Annotated in this window: 12 protein-coding genes; 6 read left to right on the forward strand and 6 right to left on the reverse strand. The window is 58.9% G+C overall.

All coding sequences use genetic code 11. The annotated features are described in order from the left end of the window. Position 1: 1 nt before the first annotated feature. From ACILSR_RS01490 to recF, 6 genes are all read right to left on the reverse strand, one after another. Positions 2–1,588: a ribonuclease E/G gene (locus ACILSR_RS01490; RefSeq protein ID WP_395747947.1), complete on the reverse strand. Its 1,587-nt coding sequence runs from the start codon at positions 1,586–1,588 to the stop codon at positions 2–4. A gap of 34 nt (positions 1,589–1,622) precedes the next feature. After that, entirely contained in the window at positions 1,623–3,878 is a 2,256-nt protein-coding gene (gene mrdA / locus ACILSR_RS01495; protein WP_395747948.1) for a penicillin-binding protein 2, read from the reverse strand. Between the two features lie 20 nt (positions 3,879–3,898). After that, a complete protein-coding gene (locus ACILSR_RS01500; RefSeq protein ID WP_395747949.1) occupies positions 3,899–4,468 on the reverse strand; it encodes a hypothetical protein in 570 nt (189 codons plus the stop codon). 6 nt (positions 4,469–4,474) lie between these two features. Further along, positions 4,475–5,350 carry a rod shape-determining protein MreC gene (gene mreC, locus ACILSR_RS01505; protein ID WP_395747950.1) on the reverse strand — a complete coding sequence of 292 codons (876 nt, stop codon included), beginning with the start codon at positions 5,348–5,350 and terminating at the stop codon, positions 4,475–4,477. Positions 5,351–5,430: 80 nt separating this feature from the next. Further along, positions 5,431–6,462 carry a rod shape-determining protein gene (locus ACILSR_RS01510; protein ID WP_377169129.1) on the reverse strand — a complete coding sequence of 344 codons (1,032 nt, stop codon included), beginning with the start codon at positions 6,460–6,462 and terminating at the stop codon, positions 5,431–5,433. Positions 6,463–6,676: 214 nt separating this feature from the next. Continuing rightward, the gene (gene recF / locus ACILSR_RS01515; protein WP_395747951.1) at positions 6,677–7,747 is read right to left on the reverse strand and encodes a DNA replication/repair protein RecF; all 1,071 of its coding nucleotides are present in this window, start codon (positions 7,745–7,747) and stop codon (positions 6,677–6,679) included. 79 nt (positions 7,748–7,826) lie between these two features. On the opposite strand from recF, the gene hisS reads away from it, so the two are divergent. The 6 genes from hisS to ACILSR_RS01545 all read left to right on the forward strand — a co-directional run bounded on the left by hisS (position 7,827) and on the right by ACILSR_RS01545 (position 18,396). Further along, positions 7,827–9,116 (forward strand): histidine--tRNA ligase, encoded by a 1,290-nt coding sequence (gene hisS, locus ACILSR_RS01520; protein WP_395747952.1) that lies wholly within the window; start codon positions 7,827–7,829, stop codon positions 9,114–9,116. A gap of 49 nt (positions 9,117–9,165) precedes the next feature. Continuing rightward, the gene (locus ACILSR_RS01525; RefSeq protein ID WP_395747953.1) at positions 9,166–14,580 is read left to right on the forward strand and encodes a neutral/alkaline non-lysosomal ceramidase N-terminal domain-containing protein; all 5,415 of its coding nucleotides are present in this window, start codon (positions 9,166–9,168) and stop codon (positions 14,578–14,580) included. A 103-nt stretch (positions 14,581–14,683) separates the two neighbouring features. After that, positions 14,684–15,814 (forward strand): Re/Si-specific NAD(P)(+) transhydrogenase subunit alpha, encoded by a 1,131-nt coding sequence (locus ACILSR_RS01530; RefSeq protein ID WP_395747954.1) that lies wholly within the window; start codon positions 14,684–14,686, stop codon positions 15,812–15,814. 6 nt (positions 15,815–15,820) lie between these two features. Then, positions 15,821–16,102 (forward strand): NAD(P) transhydrogenase subunit alpha, encoded by a 282-nt coding sequence (locus ACILSR_RS01535; RefSeq protein WP_395735852.1) that lies wholly within the window; start codon positions 15,821–15,823, stop codon positions 16,100–16,102. Between the two features lie 13 nt (positions 16,103–16,115). Continuing rightward, complete coding sequence (locus tag ACILSR_RS01540) at positions 16,116–17,504, forward strand: NAD(P)(+) transhydrogenase (Re/Si-specific) subunit beta (RefSeq protein ID WP_395747955.1); 1,389 nt, start codon at positions 16,116–16,118, stop codon at positions 17,502–17,504. An 88-nt stretch (positions 17,505–17,592) separates the two neighbouring features. After that, entirely contained in the window at positions 17,593–18,396 is an 804-nt protein-coding gene (locus tag ACILSR_RS01545; RefSeq protein WP_395747956.1) for a metallophosphoesterase, read from the forward strand. Positions 18,397–18,430: the final 34 nt, after the last annotated feature.

Raw genomic sequence — 18,430 nt, forward strand, 5'->3', positions numbered from 1 at the left:
ATCAGAGACGAATTTCTTCGCCTGTGGTCGCATTGGCCAGGGTGATCTGTTCCCGGTGGAAGGCGGGATCACTGCGGAAGGTGAGGCGCGCATGGTATTTGCGCTCCAGATCGACCAGCAGTTCGCCGTCCTCCGTCTTGAGGCGGTTCAGCACTTCAGGATGCACGATGACGATAAGGCTCTTCTGATCCTCCTTGGCACGGCCCAGGACGGAGATCAGGCGGCGCTGAAGCTCGACGCTCATGGTCAGCGGAGTCTTCACCTGCCCGTGGCCTTTGCAGTACGGGCATGGCTCATAGAGCGTGGTGCCAAGGCTCTCATTCAAGCGCTGACGGGTCATCTCCATAAGTCCAAACTGAGAGATCTGCAGCACCTGGGTTTTGGCTTTGTCCCGCTTCAGATGGTCCAGCATGAGCTTGTACACGGCCTGCTGATCGCGACGGTGCTTCATGTCGATGAAGTCCACCACAATGAGGCCGCCCATGTTGCGCAGACGGAGCTGGCGTGCAACTTCTGCGGCCGCTTCCAGGTTGGTTTCCAGCAGGAGTTTATCGACGTCCTTGTGGCCCTTGTTGCGACCGGTGTTGACGTCGATGGAAACGAGAGCCTCGGTCTGGTCGATGACGATGTAGCCGCCGCAGGGCATCCAAACCTGGCGATAGAAGGCATTGTCGATCTGCTTCTGGATGCCGTAGTGTTCAAAGATGGCGGTCTGGCCCTGGTAGTAATTGATCCGGCGCTTGGCACGCCCCGAGATGTGAGCGGCCATACGCTGCATGCGCTCAACGGTGGGTGCGTCATCGCAGGCGACTTCGTCGATGTCTTCGGTGAGGAAATCTCGCACGGTGCGTTCCACCAGATCGGGCTCCTGGAAGCAGCAGACAGGGGCGTTCTGGCCATCACGCTTGGCGACGATCTGGTCCCACTCGTCGAGAAGGATGTTCAAATCCCGCACGATGTGGCGGGCGCGCTTGCCCGAGGCTTCAGTGCGCAGGATGATGCCCATGCCTTCAGGCAGGCTGATTTTTTCGATGATCTTGCGCAGGCGGGAGCGCTCCTTCGGGTCTTCAATCTTGCGCGAGATGCCGCAGGTGTCGTTCAGCGGCATCAACACAAGCAGACGGCCGGCCAGGGAAATGTTGGTGGTGACGCGCGGACCTTTGTTTCCGACGGGGCCTTTGGTGACCTGCACCATGATTTCAGAACCAATGGGGTACAGGCTGGGAATGTCCTTGGCCTCGATGCGTTTTTTCTTTTTGCTGCCTCCGCGGTTGATCTCTTCCAGGCCGGCATCCAAAGCGGCGGGAATGGCATCCCAGAAATGGAGGAACGCGTTTTTGTCGAAGCCAATGTCAATGAACATGGCCTTGAGCCCCTGCTCAATGTTGCGAATGCGCCCTTTAAAGACACTGCCTATGAGGCTCTGGGTGCCGACACGCTCGATGTTGTATTCTTCGACGACACCTTTGTCGAGCAGGGCGACGCGGTTCTCCAGTTTCTCGCAGTTGATGACGAGACGCACGCCGCTTTTGATGTCGCGTTTGCCGGTGAGCAGTTCTTTGATTCTTTGAACGAAGGTCAATGCCATGATGGTTGGTTACTCTCTAAAATGATGCAGCCCCTCAGCGGAAGAGCTTGCGGAAAAATCCGCCGCCGCTCGGAGCGCCGTCGGATGGTTTGTTTTCCTGGGAACGCCGGTCGAAGATACCGACCTTGCGCACTGGCACGGCCTTGGGCACATTCTGAACTGAGCTGTTCCCGGCCGATCCCGCTGAATCGGCCTTCGGTTTGATATTCGGTGCCGTACGCACAGCCGGCATGTCATTGGTGGCAGGTTCAGGCGTAGATGCGCCCGCACCCGTGTCGCCATCTTCATCCCCGCCGAGCGCATCAGGGGGCACTGCTGCGCCAACGTACTGGACGGACGGGATGTGATTGAAATGACCTTCCGCAGGTTCCATTGGCTCCGGGGTCAGAGTAAACTTCGGGCTGTCCAGAGCAAGGCACTGCTCGAGGACACGCCGTGCCACGGGCGCTGCGCATCCGCCGCCTGACTTGCCATTTTGCACAAGCACGGCAACGGCGAATTTAGGGTCTTTGTAGGGTGCGAAACAGATGAACCAGGTGTGATTGTCGTCATGCTTGACGCGCTTCTCATCGAGACGCCAGTTTTGGGCGGTGCCGGTTTTTCCTGCAACCTCCACTCCGGTGATGCGCGCACCCTTGCCTGTGCCAGAAGGGTCGTTGACGACTTTCCACATGCCTTTGCGAATCACTTCGATTTCCTCCGGCTTCACACTGGCGGACAAATCTCCACGCAAGCTAGGCGGATTTTCCAGCACTGCCTGATCGTGATCCACCACGCGCTTCAGGAGGTGCGGACTCCAAGCCTTGCCACCATTGGCGACCGTGGCGCTGACCGAAGCCATCTGCAAAGGCGAAGCGAGGACATAGCCCTGGCCGATGGAAGTGTTTGCCGTGGCACCATCGCTCCAGCGCTCATTGGGGTGATTGGCGCGCAGCCAGTCCGGGTTGGGCAGAATGCCGGGAGCTTCATCTTCGAGCTCGATTCCGGTCCGGGTGCCGAGGCCGAGGATCTTGCCCACTTTGGTGATGTTGCTGATGCCAGCCGCATTGCCATAGCGGTAGAAGAAGCAGTTGCAGGAATACTTGATGGCATCGCTAAGGCCGAGCGTGCCGTGAGAGCCGCCACTCTGGCGCTGGATCCAGCACTGCATGGCCTTGTTGCCATAAGTAACGCTGCCGCTGCAGTTGAAGTGGCTCATCTGGATGCCCGCAAGGCATCCGGCAAACGAGATCGGTATTTTGAAGGTTGATCCCGGCACGAAGCCTCGCACCGCACGATTGAGCAGGGGCAGGGTCGGCCCGTCATTGAGGGCATCCCAGTCCGACTGCTGGATGCTTGGAATGAACTGGTTCGGATCGTAGGAAGGCACGGACACCATCGCCAGCACTTCACCGGAACTCGGCTCGATGACGACGACCGCACCGCGGCCGATCTTGCCTTCGCGCAATGCCTTGTCCGCAATGATCTGCATGCGTGCGTCCAGCGTCAGATATACATCGTTGCCCTTGCGCGGCTCCTCGTATTCCTCATCCACCTCGCCAACCGGTCTGCCACGCTGATCCCGCTGCATGACGCGTACGCCAGGCTTCCCGCGCAGGTAGTTGTCAAAACTCTTCTCCACCCCTGCCCCGCCGAAATCATCTGGCACATAATAATCCCAGCCTTTGCGGTCTTCGGCTGAGGCACGCTGATCGTCAGGGAGACGCACGTAGCCGAGAATGTGGCAGGCCACCGATTTGAGAGGATAAATCCGTGAAGCACGCTCGGCGACTGTGACACCTGGCAGGCCCAGATTGTGCTCGGCAATGCGGCTGAACTCCGCGAAGGTCAGGTCATCGCGATATACCCAGGGCACCGCACCGCCGAAGCTCCGGTAATGCACCCGAAGCGAATCCTTCTTGTAGTCCTTGTGCACTCCCAGCTCGCGCATGCGGTCTGCAATGGTCTCTTCAAAAATTTTGAAAATGTCGAGCTCCGAATCCTGGCGTTTGATACCCTGCTTGATAATGTCGAGAGTGACTTCGGGAAGAGGGATCTTTTTGATCTTGGCCTGGCGCTTGTACTCCGTGACGACTTCAGCAAGATTGATGCGCACTTCAAAGCTGGCCTTATTGGTGGCCAGCACAACGCCATTGCGGTCTTTGATTTCTCCGCGCGGGCCGGGAATGCGGGCACGTTCCTTCTTCGCACCGGGGATCATTTTGGCAAACTCCTCCCGGCGGTCGATCTGCAACGACCACAGCCTGAAGACAAGCAGTCCAAACCCGCACATCATGGCGAGGGCGAACATGTAGAGACGGAAGCGGTATTTTAGCTCGACAGGCGGGCCAGCGAGTAGAGCAGCAGGAAGATGAGCGGCGCGGCGAGCATGGCAAGCAGGCTGTCAGTGATCATCTTTGTCCAGACACCGGCTGGAAACTGCAGAGAACCGCGCAGAAAAGTAATGATCAAGTATTGGGAGAGCAGCCAGGCAAATGTGGCAAGGCCAACCATCAGCACCGGAAGTTCAAGGCGGCCGCGTTTGAACAACGGGCGGATGCCCTGCAGCAGAGTGCCCAGCATGCCGAAAAGCACGATGGACAGGCCGAATGGCAGCGGATGACTGCCCGCGCCCAGCTCCGAATCCGCACCCGTGCCGAACACATCCTGTGCATTGGACGCGCTCTCCATGACACCGGGAAGATGCCGGGCATCCCAAATGAATCCGGTCATGAAAGCGAGCAGGAGCATCATCGAGAAGGGTGATGCAACGGAGGCGCTGAAGAAAAAGACGGCTGGCAGAAACAACGTGGCAAACTGAGCGATCTCCAACCCAGGGATGAACTCCTGCACCATGAAGGTGATCAGGAGCAGAATGATGGAGATCGGGTGAAACAGCATGACGGCTCAGGGCTTGGTGCGGGCTGGCTGAACCGCAGGCTCCGGCGCTGGTGCGGGCGCGGGAGCAGGCTCCGGTGCGGCCACCTGCATTTCGATCACGAACACGTAATCCAAGGTCGAGAAATCAACGGCGGGTTCGATGACGGCCTCTCCAGATATCTCACGGTTTTCAAAACGTTTCACCCGTCCCAGCAGGAGATCAGCCGGGAAGACACCGCCTTCTCCGGAGGAATAGACTCCGGCTCCGGCATTGATGTTGGAGTTGCGATTGAGGAAGCGCAGATGCAGCTCCGGGCGCACCTCCAGCGCGGCGCGCTCGCCACCGAGGATGCCCTGCTCCAGAGTTCCTTCAATTTTGGCTGACACACGGCACATCTCATCGGTCAGCAGGATCACCTTGGCCATGTGCGGAGCCAGGGTGGATGTCTTGCCCACCAAGCCCACGGAGGTGATCACCGGACTGTCGGTGCCGATGCCATCCAGAGACCCCTTGTCGATGATCAGGCTGTTCCACCACGTGGTGGTGCTCCGGCGGATCACTTTGGCAGCCGTCATTTTAAAAGGAGCCGATTGTTTGAACTCGATGATCTGGCGCAGCTTGGCGTTCTCTTCGATGATCTGGTTGTACTTCTGCTGGATGATGCGGAGGCGTTCCAGCTGAACGCGCTGCGTTTCGTTTTCGCGTTTCAGATCCGCGGGGTTTACCTGCGGGGCCACGGCGGCCTCAGCCGCCTGATCCATGGCAGCACTGCTATGGATGAAAGGAGACAGCAGACTCATGACACGAGCCTGGATCTTGCGGGTGGTCGCGGTGTCGAAAGTGAACACGGCAACCAGCCCTGCAATGAAGATCAGAAGCGCGAGGATGTTGAGCTTTTTCATGATTGGCCTTTCCTCCGGGCTGGATGCGGCGCTTTTCGGCAGACACTTTCAAGCGGACGCGACACAGCGCGAAATGGTCATCAGACTTCGGTCGTGCTCACTTTGCGGAGGAATTCGAGCTCGCTGAGAACTCGTCCGGTGCCTTCGCCGACAGCACTGAGGGGATCCTCAGCCACATGCACTGGGAGCGCGGTTTCTTCCTGCAAAAGCTTGTCCAGGCCGCGGAGGAGGGCACCGCCGCCCGCGAGCATGATGCCGCGGTCCACCAGGTCGGCTGAAAGTTCCGGCGGGCAGCGCTCGAGAGTGGTGCGCACCGCATCGATGATCGCATTGAGAGGCTCCAGCATCGCTTCGCGCACTTCCTGGCTTGTAATCGTGATGGTCTTCGGCAGGCCGGCCACCATGTCGCGGCCCTTCACCTCCATGGTCGTTTCCTTGCCCAGGGGGAAGGCGGAGCCGATGCGCAGTTTGATTTCTTCCGCCGTGCGCTCGCCAATCATGAGATTGTAGGCGCGCTTCATGTAATTGATGATGGCTTCGTCAAGCTCGTCACCAGCCACACGGACACTGCGGCTGTAAACAATGCCGGAGAGCGAGATGATGGCGACCTCGGTGGTGCCACCACCAATGTCCACGATCATGTTGCCCGCCGCTTCCTGCACCGGCAGGCCCACGCCGATGGCCGCGGCCATCGGTTCCTCGATCAGATAAACTTCACGTGCGCCAGCCTGCTCCGCGCTCTCTTTGACGGCACGCTTTTCCACTTCCGTGATGCCGGAAGGCACGGCGATAACCACACGTGGGCCGCGCATCTTGCGCCCGCCGCCCTGCACCTTTTTGATGAAGTGGCGCAGCATGGCTTCCGTGACGCGGAAGTCAGCGATAACGCCATCCTTGAGGGGACGGATTGCGGTAATGCCACCCGGGGTTCGTCCGAGCATGCGCTTGGCGTCGTCTCCCACAGCGACGACTTCGTTGGTGCCGGTCTTAACCGCCACCACCGAAGGCTCTCTGAGGACAATGCCGTGATCTTTTACATAAACGAGGGTGTTAGCCGTGCCGAGATCGATGCCGATGTCTTGGGCAACAAAGCCGAAAAGTTTGCCAAACATTTGAGAATAAAGGGGAAAGGTGTTGATGCGAGCTGGTGTCAGAATCCAGATACGCGACGGAGAATTCCAACTATTTTGAAAATCACGAAAAGCAACGCGCGCACGGCAATCTAACCCATTATAAAGCTAAAACCGCCTGAAAATGCGTCAAGGGATGTTTCTAAGAAGAGCGGAATTGGCAATTTGAGGCCAATTTGGGCAAAAATCCACTCTTTCAGCCTCGGAGAAGGCTAAATTTTGCCTCTTGGACGCCAAAAACCCTCCCTGCCAGCTGATCAGAGTCGGCCCAGTCCAGGTTCGTGGTGGTGATGATTTTTTGCGTCCCCGCAGGTAGGCAGGCCAGCAGGGCACGGCGGCGATGGGCGTCCAACTCGCCAAAAACGTCATCCATCAGCATCAGCGGCGGGAAACCGCTGGCATGCTCCAGCACCCGCGCCTGGGCCAGTTTCAGCGCCAGCGCAAAGGACCGTTGCTGCCCTTCGGAGGCAAACGTGGTCGCATCGAGATCGTTCAATCGCATGCCGATGTCATCGCGATGCGGACCAAACACCGTGGAACGTGTCCGAGCTTCTTCATCACGCATGGAAAGCAGTGCATCAAACAAGCTCATGCCCGCATCGATGGTACGCTGAAACGTGATGCTCACATTCTCCGCTCCCTCGCTGAGCTTAGCGTGTGCCACTATCACCTCGGGCTGCAGCGCGGCGCAGAGTTCTGAGCGTCGCTGCCAAAGCGTCTGCGCAAAGCCGTCCATCACTCTCGCAAAAGCGTCCGCCTGCTTCCACGCAATGCTGGCATCACGTTTCAAAACATAATTGCGACCTCGCAAGGCACGCTCATAACCACGCAGCGCATGCAGGTAGTCAGGAAACATCTGGCTCGCCGCGAAATCGAGAAACCTGCGCCGATGCTCCGCTCCACCACGCAGCAGATTCATATCTCGGTGATCCATCCACACCACCACGCCCGACGCCGCAAGATAGTCTCCAGATTTGCCACATGTGGCACCATCAACCGCCAGCCGCCGCGTTGTGGCCGACTGTGCATAGCGCAGCCGTTTGCCATGCCAGTGCGCCTCGACCAGACACGTCGCCGCACCAAAGCGCACCAGTTCAGCACGGTTCGACGTACGGGGGGATTGCAGGCGCAGAAGCACGCACACGGCCTCGATCAGGGATGTTTTCCCCTGGGCATTGCGCCCCACCAGGAGCGTTACATCGGGATGCAGCTCCAGCTTCGCCTCGGCGAAGCAGCGGAAATCGCGCACTAAAAGGTCGGAGAGCATGCAGTTAAAACACTTCCGCACCATGCCGCATTTCCGGTTGCGTTCACGATGTGCATGAAGATGAATCCTGCCCCCCTCTATGGCCTCATTCAAAACAGTCAAAGGCTTTCGCGACTTCTTCCCCGAGGAGTGCGCACTGCGAAATTACATCACCGAAACCTGGCGTTCCGTGGCACGCCGCTATGGCTTCGTGGAGTATGAAGCGCCACTGGTGGAAAGCACCGATCTCTACCGCAAGAAAAGTGGCGATGAGATCACCAATCAGCTCTACTGCTTTCTCGACAAAGCCAAGCGCGAAATCTCCCTGCGCCCCGAAGTCACGCCATCGCTCGCCCGCATGGCCACCGCACGTCAGCGTGATTTCAAAAAACCCATCAAGTGGTTTCAAATCGGCCCCTGCTTCCGCTACGAAGAGCCTCAGGAAGGCCGTGGCCGTGAGTTCATTCAGTTCAATGCCGACATCCTCGGCGACTCTTCCGCCGCCACTTCTGCAGAGCTGATCGCGCTCGCCATTGATGTCGTGCGCGAGTTCGGCGTGGGCGCCGATGCCTTCATCATCCGCCTCAGCAATCGCGAAATCTGGAGCACCTTCCTGACAGAAAAGAACATCGCCGAAGAGCACACCACGACCTTTCTCAGCATCATCGACAAAATCGAGCGTGCCAAACCCGACGAGACCGAAAAGAAGCTTGCACTCATCGGCCTCACCACAGCCGAAGTTCGTGCTTTCATGGCCTCCGCAGACGAGAACCATCCGGCCTTCGCTGCGTTGCGTGAAAACCTCACCGCGCGCGGCCTGTGGCAGTTCATCAAGATCGATGCCACCATCGTCCGCGGCCTCGCCTATTATACCGGCGTCGTTTTTGAAGTCTTCGACCTCAAGCACGGCCTCCGCGCTCTTGCTGGCGGCGGCACCTATGACAAGTTGTGCGCCCTCATGAGTGATGGTGCTGTGGACATGCCTGCAGCAGGTTTCGCCATGGGCGACGTCGTGCTGGGCATTTTGCTCGAACGCACTCCCGGTGCACAGATGAAGCTGACCAGCGCTTATCTTGCGGCAAGCAGCATCGATGCCTTTGTGGTGATCGCGGATGAAGCGCAGCGCCCGCACGCGCTCGCCGCAGTCCAGGCCCTGCGCGCGGCAGGCATCCGCACTGACTACAGCTTTGGACAGCAGAAAGTCGGCAAGCAGTTCCAGGCGGCAGAAGACCGCAAGGCGCGTTTTGCCATCGTCTTCGGCGCTGAATACCCAGACGTCGTGATCAAAAACCTGCTGGCCCGTTCGCAGAGCATGGTGCCTGTGGACGGCCTCGTCGCAGAAGTGCAAAAGCTTCTCGCCGAACCAGCCGTCGGCCCGCTGATCGCGTAAACGTCGGGCAAGCAAGCGGTCTTCATGAGCGTTGGTTTAAACCAGCCTCATGAAGACTCTTCTAGCTATTTCCAGTCTTTTCCTTCTCTCCTCTCAGGTGCGGGCCGAGTTCCACGCCGGCGTCGCCGCCGTGGACATCACACCAAAAACCTTTCCGCGCATCATCGCGGGTGGTTTCCTCGAAGGGCGTGGAGAGAAAACCGCGGACAAACTGCATGTGCGGAGTTTTGTGCTGGATGACGGGAAGATGAAGATCGCCTTTGCCATCGTGGACACCTGCATGATGGAGCAGTCGCTCATTGATGAGGCCAAGGCGCTCGCATCGAAGCAGTGCGGGATCCCAATGGATCGCATGATGGTCAGCGCCACACACACGCACTCCGCTCCAGCGGCCATGGGGTGCCTTGGCACTCGCAAGGACACGGAGTATGGCAAATTTCTCACACCAAAAATTGCCGAGGCCATCGTGGCGGCAGACAAAGCGCTGCAGCCTGCGCGCATCGGCTGGGGCAGCTTTGATGACTGGGAGCACACGCACAACCGCCGCTGGATACGCCTGCCCGGCAAGGAAGTCGTTGATCCCTTTGGTGAACCCACCGGCCGTGCCAACATGCACCCCGGCCACCTCAGCAAAGACGTCGTTGGCCCCAGCGGCCCTGTCGATCCGCAGCTCTCCGTCATCTCCCTGCAAACCATCGACGGCAAACCTCTCGGCGTACTGGCAAACTATTCTCAGCACTACTTCGGCAGCGGCCCCATTTCGTCAGATTATTATGGCCTCTTTTGCAAACACCTCGCGGAGAAGATGGGCCAGAAGGGGGAAGGCAACGACTCCTTCGTCTGCGCCATGAGCCAGGGCACCAGCGGCGACCTGATGTGGATGGACTATGGTGCTGAAAAGAAGAACATCACGCTGGATGCCTATGCAAACGCGGTCGCGGACAGCGCGATGCAGGCTCTGAAGACCGTGACCTATCGCGACCATGTGCCGCTCGACATGGTGGAGAAGACGCTGGAACTCAGCTACCGCGTGCCCGATGAAAAACGCCTTGCCTGGGCCCGTCCGATTGCGGCGAAAATCGTGAACGATGTGCCAAAGGACAAGCAGGAGGTGTATGCGCGCGAAGCGCTCATCCTGCACGAGAGGCAGAAGACGACCGTGAAGCTGCAGGCGATCCGAATCGGCGACCTGAGCATCGCGACACTGCCGAACGAGGTCTATGCTGTCACAGGTCTCAAATTGAGGAGATCATCGCCGTTCAAAACTCACTTTAACATCGAACTGGCCAATGGTGCGGAGGGGTATATCCCTCCTCGGGAGCAACATGAACTTGGGGGCTATACCACATGGCCCGCACGAACCGCGGGACTGGACGCATGGGCTGAGTCGTGGATGGTGGAAGAACTTCGCAAAGCCCTCGCTGCCTTTTTAGGACAACCTGTACAGTACCTGAGTCCCAAAGATGGCGACTATGCCCAGCGCGTTTATGAGACAAATCCCGTGGCCTACTATCGAATGGACGGCGTCGGCATGTGCCAGTGGGATCCAAAGCACAACGGCTGCTTTTTGGCAATGCCGGAAGGACATGCTGTTTATCTTCCCGGTGCTGGCAGCGGCAGCGGATACGGCGATGAATCAGCCTTGAAATCCTCTGCCTTTTCCGGCCCGCATGATATCAACCGCTCAGTTCATCTGGCCGGCGGTTACTTGTCCACAAACTGGACGCGTGGTTTGCAGGAAAAAAATAAAGACGGCGGATTTACTCCGGGAAAGGTCCCGAGCGTAGCCACAGTCGCCCTCTGGTTCTGGCTCGGACATGAAAGCGGCGCGAGCGACCGCACGGGGGAGCTGATCAATGCGCTCGGCGTCAGTTTGAAGGCGCGCCAGGATGCTCAGCATCGAGTGCGGCTCACCTTGGGAGGTGAGGAATCGAAAGAAGAGCTGTTCGCCGATGACTGGCATTTTGCGGTTTTGATTCGCGATGGCGAGTCCGTGCGAGTGCATATCGATGGCGCCGAAAAGCCGTCTTTGGAGGGGACAGCAGGCGAGGCGGCCAATGAGGTTGTCTTTGGCAAAGGACTCGAAGGACGACTCGATGAGATCACCGTCTGGAAGCAAGTCCTAGAGCCCTCTTTGATTTCAAAGTTGTGGGCCATCTCGAGAGTCTCGGAAGACAATTCGCGGCATGCGATAACGCGAAAGGAACGGGCGCAACAGGCCCAGGTACAGACCTCAGCCTTGCTAAAAGGACATCAGAACTGGTCGGCGTCGATGCGCTTTCGCAACACCAAAGCGAACGACGTCAGCGCAGTGACCGCCTACCTCATCTCACGCGGGCCAAAGGGTGGTCATCAGGCGCCGGGGGATCATCTCGGCATTGGTGGGAACTACAAAGACTCGGAGCCGGGACGATTGTTTGTTTTTAATGGCAACGACGCGAACCAAATCGTGCGTGGAAAGACGATTATCGCGCCTGGATCTTGGAATGAGGTGAAGCTGGAACGCCTGGGCACTCACGTGAAGGTGATGCTCAACGGCAAAGTCGAGATCGATGCCGACCTTCCCGTCACCGCGCCCGGCGCGACAGAACTCTTCATTGGCCGGCGCTGCGATGACCTCGCTCCACTCGAAGGGGGATTCTCAGATGTGGTGGTCGCCGGCCTGGAAAAGCCGGCTGCATCCGCGCCCGCAAAGTCGAAGGTGGAGCTCGCTTCGCAGCCGCTCTCCCCCGAGGAATCGGCAAAGAAATGGCATGTTCGCGAAGGCTACCGCGTCGAACTCGTCGCAGCGGAGCCGGACGTGCTGGACCCGGTGGCCTTTGACTGGGATGAAAAAGGACGACTGTGGGTGATTGAGATGGCGGACTACCCGCTCGGCATGGATGGCAATGGCAAACCTGGTGGGCGCGTGGTGATGCTGGAGGATAAAAATAGCGATGGTCGCTACGACAAGCGCACCGTGATCGTGAAAGACCTCAGCTATCCAACCGGCATCCTGACGTGGCGTGAGGGAGTGCTGGTGACGGCGGCACCTGATCTGTTTTTCATCAAGCCGAATGGCGAAAAACAGGTGCTGTACACCGGATTCAGCACCGGCAACCAACAGCTGCGCGTCAACGGTCTGCGCTGGGGCATGGACGGCTGGGTGTACTGCGCAGCGGGTGCACATCACGGAGGGTATAACAAAGGCACGCAGATTGAATGCAAGCTGACTGGGCAGAAGATTGATCTGGGCAGCCGGGACTTCCGCTTCAAGCCGGACACGGGCGAGTTTGATCCGCAGAGCGGCCCTTCGCAGTTTGGCCGCGCGCGAGATGACTGGGGCCACTGGTTCGGTGTGCAGAACAGCTTTCCGCTGTGGCACTATGTTCTGCAGGACCACTACCTGCGCAGAAATCCCCATGTGATTCCGCCGGATCCGGTCCATCAGCTTTTTCCGCGCAATCCGCCAGTGTATCCCGCCAGCAGCATGGAAAAGCGCTTCCATAGCTTTGACCAGTCGGGGCGCTTTACCAGCGCCTGCGGGATCGAGGTGTATCGCGACCGTGTGCTGTTTGATGACGGCAAAACCCACGCCTTCACCTGCGAGCCATTTCACAACGTGGTGCAGCATCACGTGCTTGAGGATGACGGCGTCACGTTCAAAACCACTCGCGATCCCGCCGAGTCAAAGCTGGACTTCCTCGCCAGCGAAGACCGCTGGTGCCGCCCCGTCATGGTTCGCACGGGACCCGATGGCGCGCTGTGGGTGGCGGACATGTACCGCTACATGATCGAGCACCCGCAGTGGCTGCCGCAGAATGGCAAAGACGAGCTGCTTCCGCATTACCGTGAGGGAGATGACAAAGGACGGATTTGGCGAGTGGTCAAAGCAACCAAAAAGGGTGGTGAGGCGAAATGGCCTGAGAAATGGGAATCGTGGTTAAGCAGCTCAAATGGGTGGCAACGCGACAAGGCACAGATGCAGCATCTCTGGAGTCACAGTGAAGTGGCTTTGAACGAAGCACTTAATGCTCTACCCAAACCACTGGAAGCTCAAACAACCGCTCAAGCCGGCTGGACCGCCTTGCAACAGGGATTGCTGCAAAGGAGCGATTGCATTGAGCTTCTGAACCATGAATCCCCTCACGTCCGCGAGCAGGCCTTGCAGATGGCCGAGCACTTGAAATGGACAAACGACTCACCCGCATTGCAGCAAGCGCTCGCCAAACTCCTGCACGACAAAGATGAAAAGGTTCAGCTCCAGCTTGCCTGCACCCTGGGCGAACTGCGCGACGACTGGGCGGCTGATTTGCTCGCAGAATTGCTCCGCACAGCACCCTCTGCTTCACCGCTTCAAGGCGCGGCATTGAGCTCGGTGCTACCGCATTTGGAACGTGTCTGCGCTCTTTCCCCCGAGGGGGACACGGGGGTCGTTGGCATGCTTTTTCGCTGCGCTCTGGCGGTGAAAAACGAGAATGCCCTGGCAGCTCTGCTTTCGCGACCGGAATCCTCAAAACACACTGCGGAATATCTAACCGTTCTGGATGAAAACGAGCTTTCCCTGGCCCAGTTCACAAAGCAAACCACTTCACCAGCCGCGCAGAAAGGATTGAAGCAAATGTCTGATTTGCTCGGCCGGGCTGCGGCTGCGGTAAAGACATCGCAGTCCCCGCCATCCATGGCAGACCTGGAATTGCTCGCCTCTGATCGCGAGCATCGGGAAATGGTCAAAGCTCTGCTTCCGGAGCTTTGGCAGAAGTCGGCAACCCCCGAGGTGCTTCGTCTGGCAGGCAGGCTGCAGCCACAGAACGGGCCTAAATTCCTTCTCGCGGGTTGGAACGAGCGCACGCCTGCGGTGCGCATGCAAATCCTTGAAACCCTCCTCTCCAACGAGGGCTGGACACTCGCTCTACTCAAGCGCCCTGAGGCCAAAGGCTGCGATGCAGCGATGCGGGCACGACTGATCAAGCACCCCAAAAAGCAGATCGCCCAACAGGCGGCGGCGGTGTTTGCAGACGCATCCAGTTCTACACGCGCAGCCGTGGTAGAGAAATTCAAACCCGCTCTGCAGCTCAAAGGGGATGCCGCCAAAGGCAAAGCCATCTTTGCCCAGGCATGCATCACCTGCCACAAGCTGGAGGGTGTGGGCCTCGAGCTCGGGCCGGATCTGCGCAGCGTGGTGCAGCATGATGCGGAGAAGCTCATGAACTCAATCCTCGATCCGAGTGCGATCATTGAGCCGGGATTCATGGCCTACAACTGCACACTCAAAAGCGGCGAGCAGCTCTACGGCGTCATCGCAACGGAAACGAGCGCGAGCCTGACGTTCAAGATGGCGGGGAATCTCACGAAGGCCGTGCTGCGCAGCGAGATCGCCACTTTGCAGAGCACGGGCATGTCCCTGATGCCGGAGGGGCTTGAGGCCGCCCTCACTCCGCAGTCGCTGGCGGATTTGATCGCGTATTTGAAAGTGCCGAAATGACAGCTTCCACTAGGACCGGAGCCTAGCGCTTCCAGCCCTTTCATTCTTTACACGAAGACGGCTCGATGGCAGTCTTCGCCATCGTTCGTGTTCCACCAAGCCCATGACCGTCGTCGTTTCCAAAGAAACTCATGCAGGAGAGACGCGCACTGCCCTCGTGCCGGACCATGTGGCGAAGCTGGTGGCGGTGGGAGCCCACATCGAAGTAGAAGCAGGCCTCGGGATTTCGTGCGGCCACAGTGACGTGGACTACACGCGGGCAGGCGCCACGGTTCGAACAGAGCGCGCAGCAATGCTGGCTGCGGCAGACGTTATTCTGCAAGTGCGCAAGCCCGCCCTTGCTGAAGTGAAAAGCCTTCGCGCTGGCGTGGTGCTCGTTGCTTTGCTGGATCCTTTTCAATCCCCGGAACTCATCTCGGCCCTCGCTCAACAAGGAGTCAGCGCCATCAGCCTGGAAATGGTGCCGCGCAGCACGCGCGCTCAAAAGATGGACGTGCTCTCATCCCAGGCGAGCCTGGCCGGCTACGCGGCGGTGATCGCGGCAGCGGCGGAGACAGGAAAAATTTTCCCGATGATGATGACGCCCGCTGGCACGATCAAGCCGGTGAAGGTTTTCATCATCGGCGCTGGCGTGGCCGGACTGCAGGCCATCGCCACCGCCAAACGCCTTGGCGCGAAGGTGGAGGCTTTCGACACACGTCCGGTCGTGGAAGAACAGGTGAAATCCCTCGGCGCCAAATTTGTGAAGATCGACGTGGGTGAGACGGGGCAGACGGAGGGCGGCTATGCCAGGGCGCTTACCGATGAACAGCTCAGGCTCCAGCGCGAAGGCATGGCGCGCGTTTGCGCGGAATCAGACGTCGTCATCACAGCGGCGCAGGTGTTTGGCCGCCGCGCGCCAGTGCTCCTAACGAGCGAGATGCTGGACGCCATGAGGCCCGGCAGTGTGGTGGTGGATCTCGCCGTGGAGAGCGGCGGCAATGTCGAAGGTGTGGTGCCTGATCAAACCATCGAGCGCAAGGGTGTCAGGATTGTCGGCACCTCCAGCCTGCCATGCCGCGTGCCCGTGCATGCCAGCCAGATGTTTTCTTCCAACGTCACCGCCCTGCTGACAGAATTCTGGGACAAAGAGTCGCAGACGCTGATGCTGAACCTGGACGATGACATCCTCAAAAGCTGCGTCGTCACCCATGGCGGCCGCATCGTGAATGAAAAACTCGCCAGCACCCCGTGACATGCCATGACTTCGGAAATGCTCGTCTTCACCATCTTCGTGCTGTCGATTTTTCTCGGCTTCGAGCTGATCTCCAAAGTTCCGTCCATGCTCCACACGCCCCTGATGTCCGGCACGAATGCGATCCACGGCATCATCCTGCTGGGGGGCATGCTGGCACTGGCAGAAGCGGAGGGCTTCATACAAACCACCGCAGGCTTCCTCGCCGTAGTGCTGGGTTCCGCCAATGTTTTTGGCGGCTTCATGGTCACGGACCGCATGCTGCAGATGTTCAAACGCAAGAAGTGAGACCGACGACACCATGACCACCGCTTTCGCCCTTCTTCTTGCTTCTGTTCTATTCATCATCGGCATCAAGCTGCTGGCTTCTCCCAAGACCGCACGTCAAGGCAATCGGGTGGCCGGCCTGGGCATGATGATCGCCCTTCTGGCGGCGCTGCCGCAGTTGCACGACTCCCACGGCGGAGGCGTCTCCACGTGGAAATGGGTACTGATCCTCGCCGGGCTGGTGCTGGGGCTGGTCGTCGGTGCCGCCGGCGCCTACAAAGTGAAGATGACCGCGATGCCGCAGATGGTGGCCCTCTTCAATGGGGCCGGCGGTGGTGCTGCGGCACTGGTGGCGGCAATCGAGTTTGCCCACGTCACATCTGGCTCGAGCCTGACCTTCGTGGTGTCCATGCTATGCGCGGCGATGATCGGAGCCGTGTCGCTTTCCGGCAGCATCATCGCCTTTTTTAAGCTTGAGGGACACTTCGACAAACCGGTGACCTACCCCTCGCAGCAGTTGCTCAATGGCGCGCTCTTCGTCATCAGCCTGCTGCTGGCGCTGGCCATGGCAGCGGGTTCTCACAGCATGGTGCTGATGATTCTGTTCCTCCTCATCGCCCTGGCGCTCGGTGTCCTGATGGTGATGCCCATCGGTGGTGCGGACATGCCGGTGGTGATTTCGCTGCTGAACTCCTTCACGGGTTTGGCCGTCGCGGCGGATGGATTTGCCATCGATAATGTCGCCATGATCATTGCCGGAACGCTCGTGGGTTCTTCGGGCACCATCCTCACCCTGGCCATGTGCAAGGCGATGAACCGGCCGGTGACAAACGTGCTCTTCAGCGCCTTTGGCCAGACGGATGCCGCCGGGACCGCCGCCACTGCGACGGGCAGCGTGAAGTCCGTTCCTGCGGATGAAGCAGCCCTGCTGCTCGGCATGGCGGGCCGTGTGGTGATCGTTCCTGGCTACGGCCTTGCAGTCGCTCAGGCGCAGCATCAGGTGCGGCAGCTTGCGGATGAGCTCGCCAAAAAAGGCGTCGAAGTCAGCTTCGCCATTCATCCCGTGGCCGGCCGCATGCCCGGCCATATGAACGTGCTGCTGGCAGAGGCCGACGTGCCCTATGATCAGCTCATCGAGATGGAAACGATCAATCCCGAAATGGATCGCGTGGACGTGTGCCTCGTCATCGGCGCCAACGATGTGGTCAATCCCGCCGCCCACGAGGACAAATCCAGCCCCATCTACGGCATGCCGATCATCGAGGCCGAGAAAGCCGGCACGGTGATCGTGATGAAGCGCAGCATGGGCAAAGGTTTCGCCGGCATCGAGAACGCCCTCTTCCTCCGTGACAACTGCCGCATGCTTTTCGGTGATGCCAAGGCGTCCCTGCAGGAACTGGTGACGCTGGTGAAGGCGGGGTAACGAGGAACCTCGTACCTCAGGATGAAATGACGGTCGCGAGAATAGCTGCGGCGCTTGGAAAGCAGTGCTCCGCATGCTACATGACTCCATGCGCATCCATGTGGTCAGCGATCTTCATCAGGAATTTGGCGAGGTGCCTCTGCCGAAGGTGAACTGTGACTGCGTGGTCCTGGCAGGTGACATCGCGACCAAGACCAACGGTTTGAAGTGGATCTTGCGCGAGATCACCGATGTGCCGGTGATTTACATCTGCGGAAACCACGAATTCTACGGCGAGAACTATCCGAGCCTGTTTGACAAGCTGCGCGAACAGGCACGTGGCACCAACGTGCACTTTTTGGAGAACGAATCCGTGACCGTCGGTGGGGTGCGTTTTTTCGGCAGCACCCTGTGGACTGACCTGGCGCTCATGGGCGAATGGATGGACGGAGCGGCCGAGGCGGGTGCCGTGATGAACGATTACAAAAGAGTGCGGAACTCCACCTTCCATTACAAGCGTCTCTCGCCTCGCGACACACGCTCGGCCCACCTGGCGTCTGTTAAGGCTCTGCGAGATTTCCTCAGCAGTGGCAATCCTGGAACCTCTGTCGTCGTTACTCACCATGCCCCTTCCCTTCTGTCATTGCCCGAACATCGGCGCTCTGAGCCAATCAGTTGCGCTTATGCTTCCCACCTCGATGATTTGATCAACGAGTTTCAGCCACATCTCTGGGTGCATGGTCACATCCATCACAGCAACGACTACCGCATTGGCGCAACCCGCATCCTTGCAAACCCACGCGCTTATCCGGAGAAGCCAAACAAAGGATTCATTCCAGATTTCGTGGTCGAGGTGTCCGGTGAGGCACCCCCGCACTTACTCGACGCGGATGGATTGCATTCAAATGGTTAGAGTTTCCGCCCGCCTCCGTATTACCACGGATGTC

Origin of the sequence: Prosthecobacter sp. (assembly GCF_044222565.1) — a bacterium.
Lineage (GTDB): Bacteria > Verrucomicrobiota > Verrucomicrobiia > Verrucomicrobiales > Verrucomicrobiaceae > Prosthecobacter.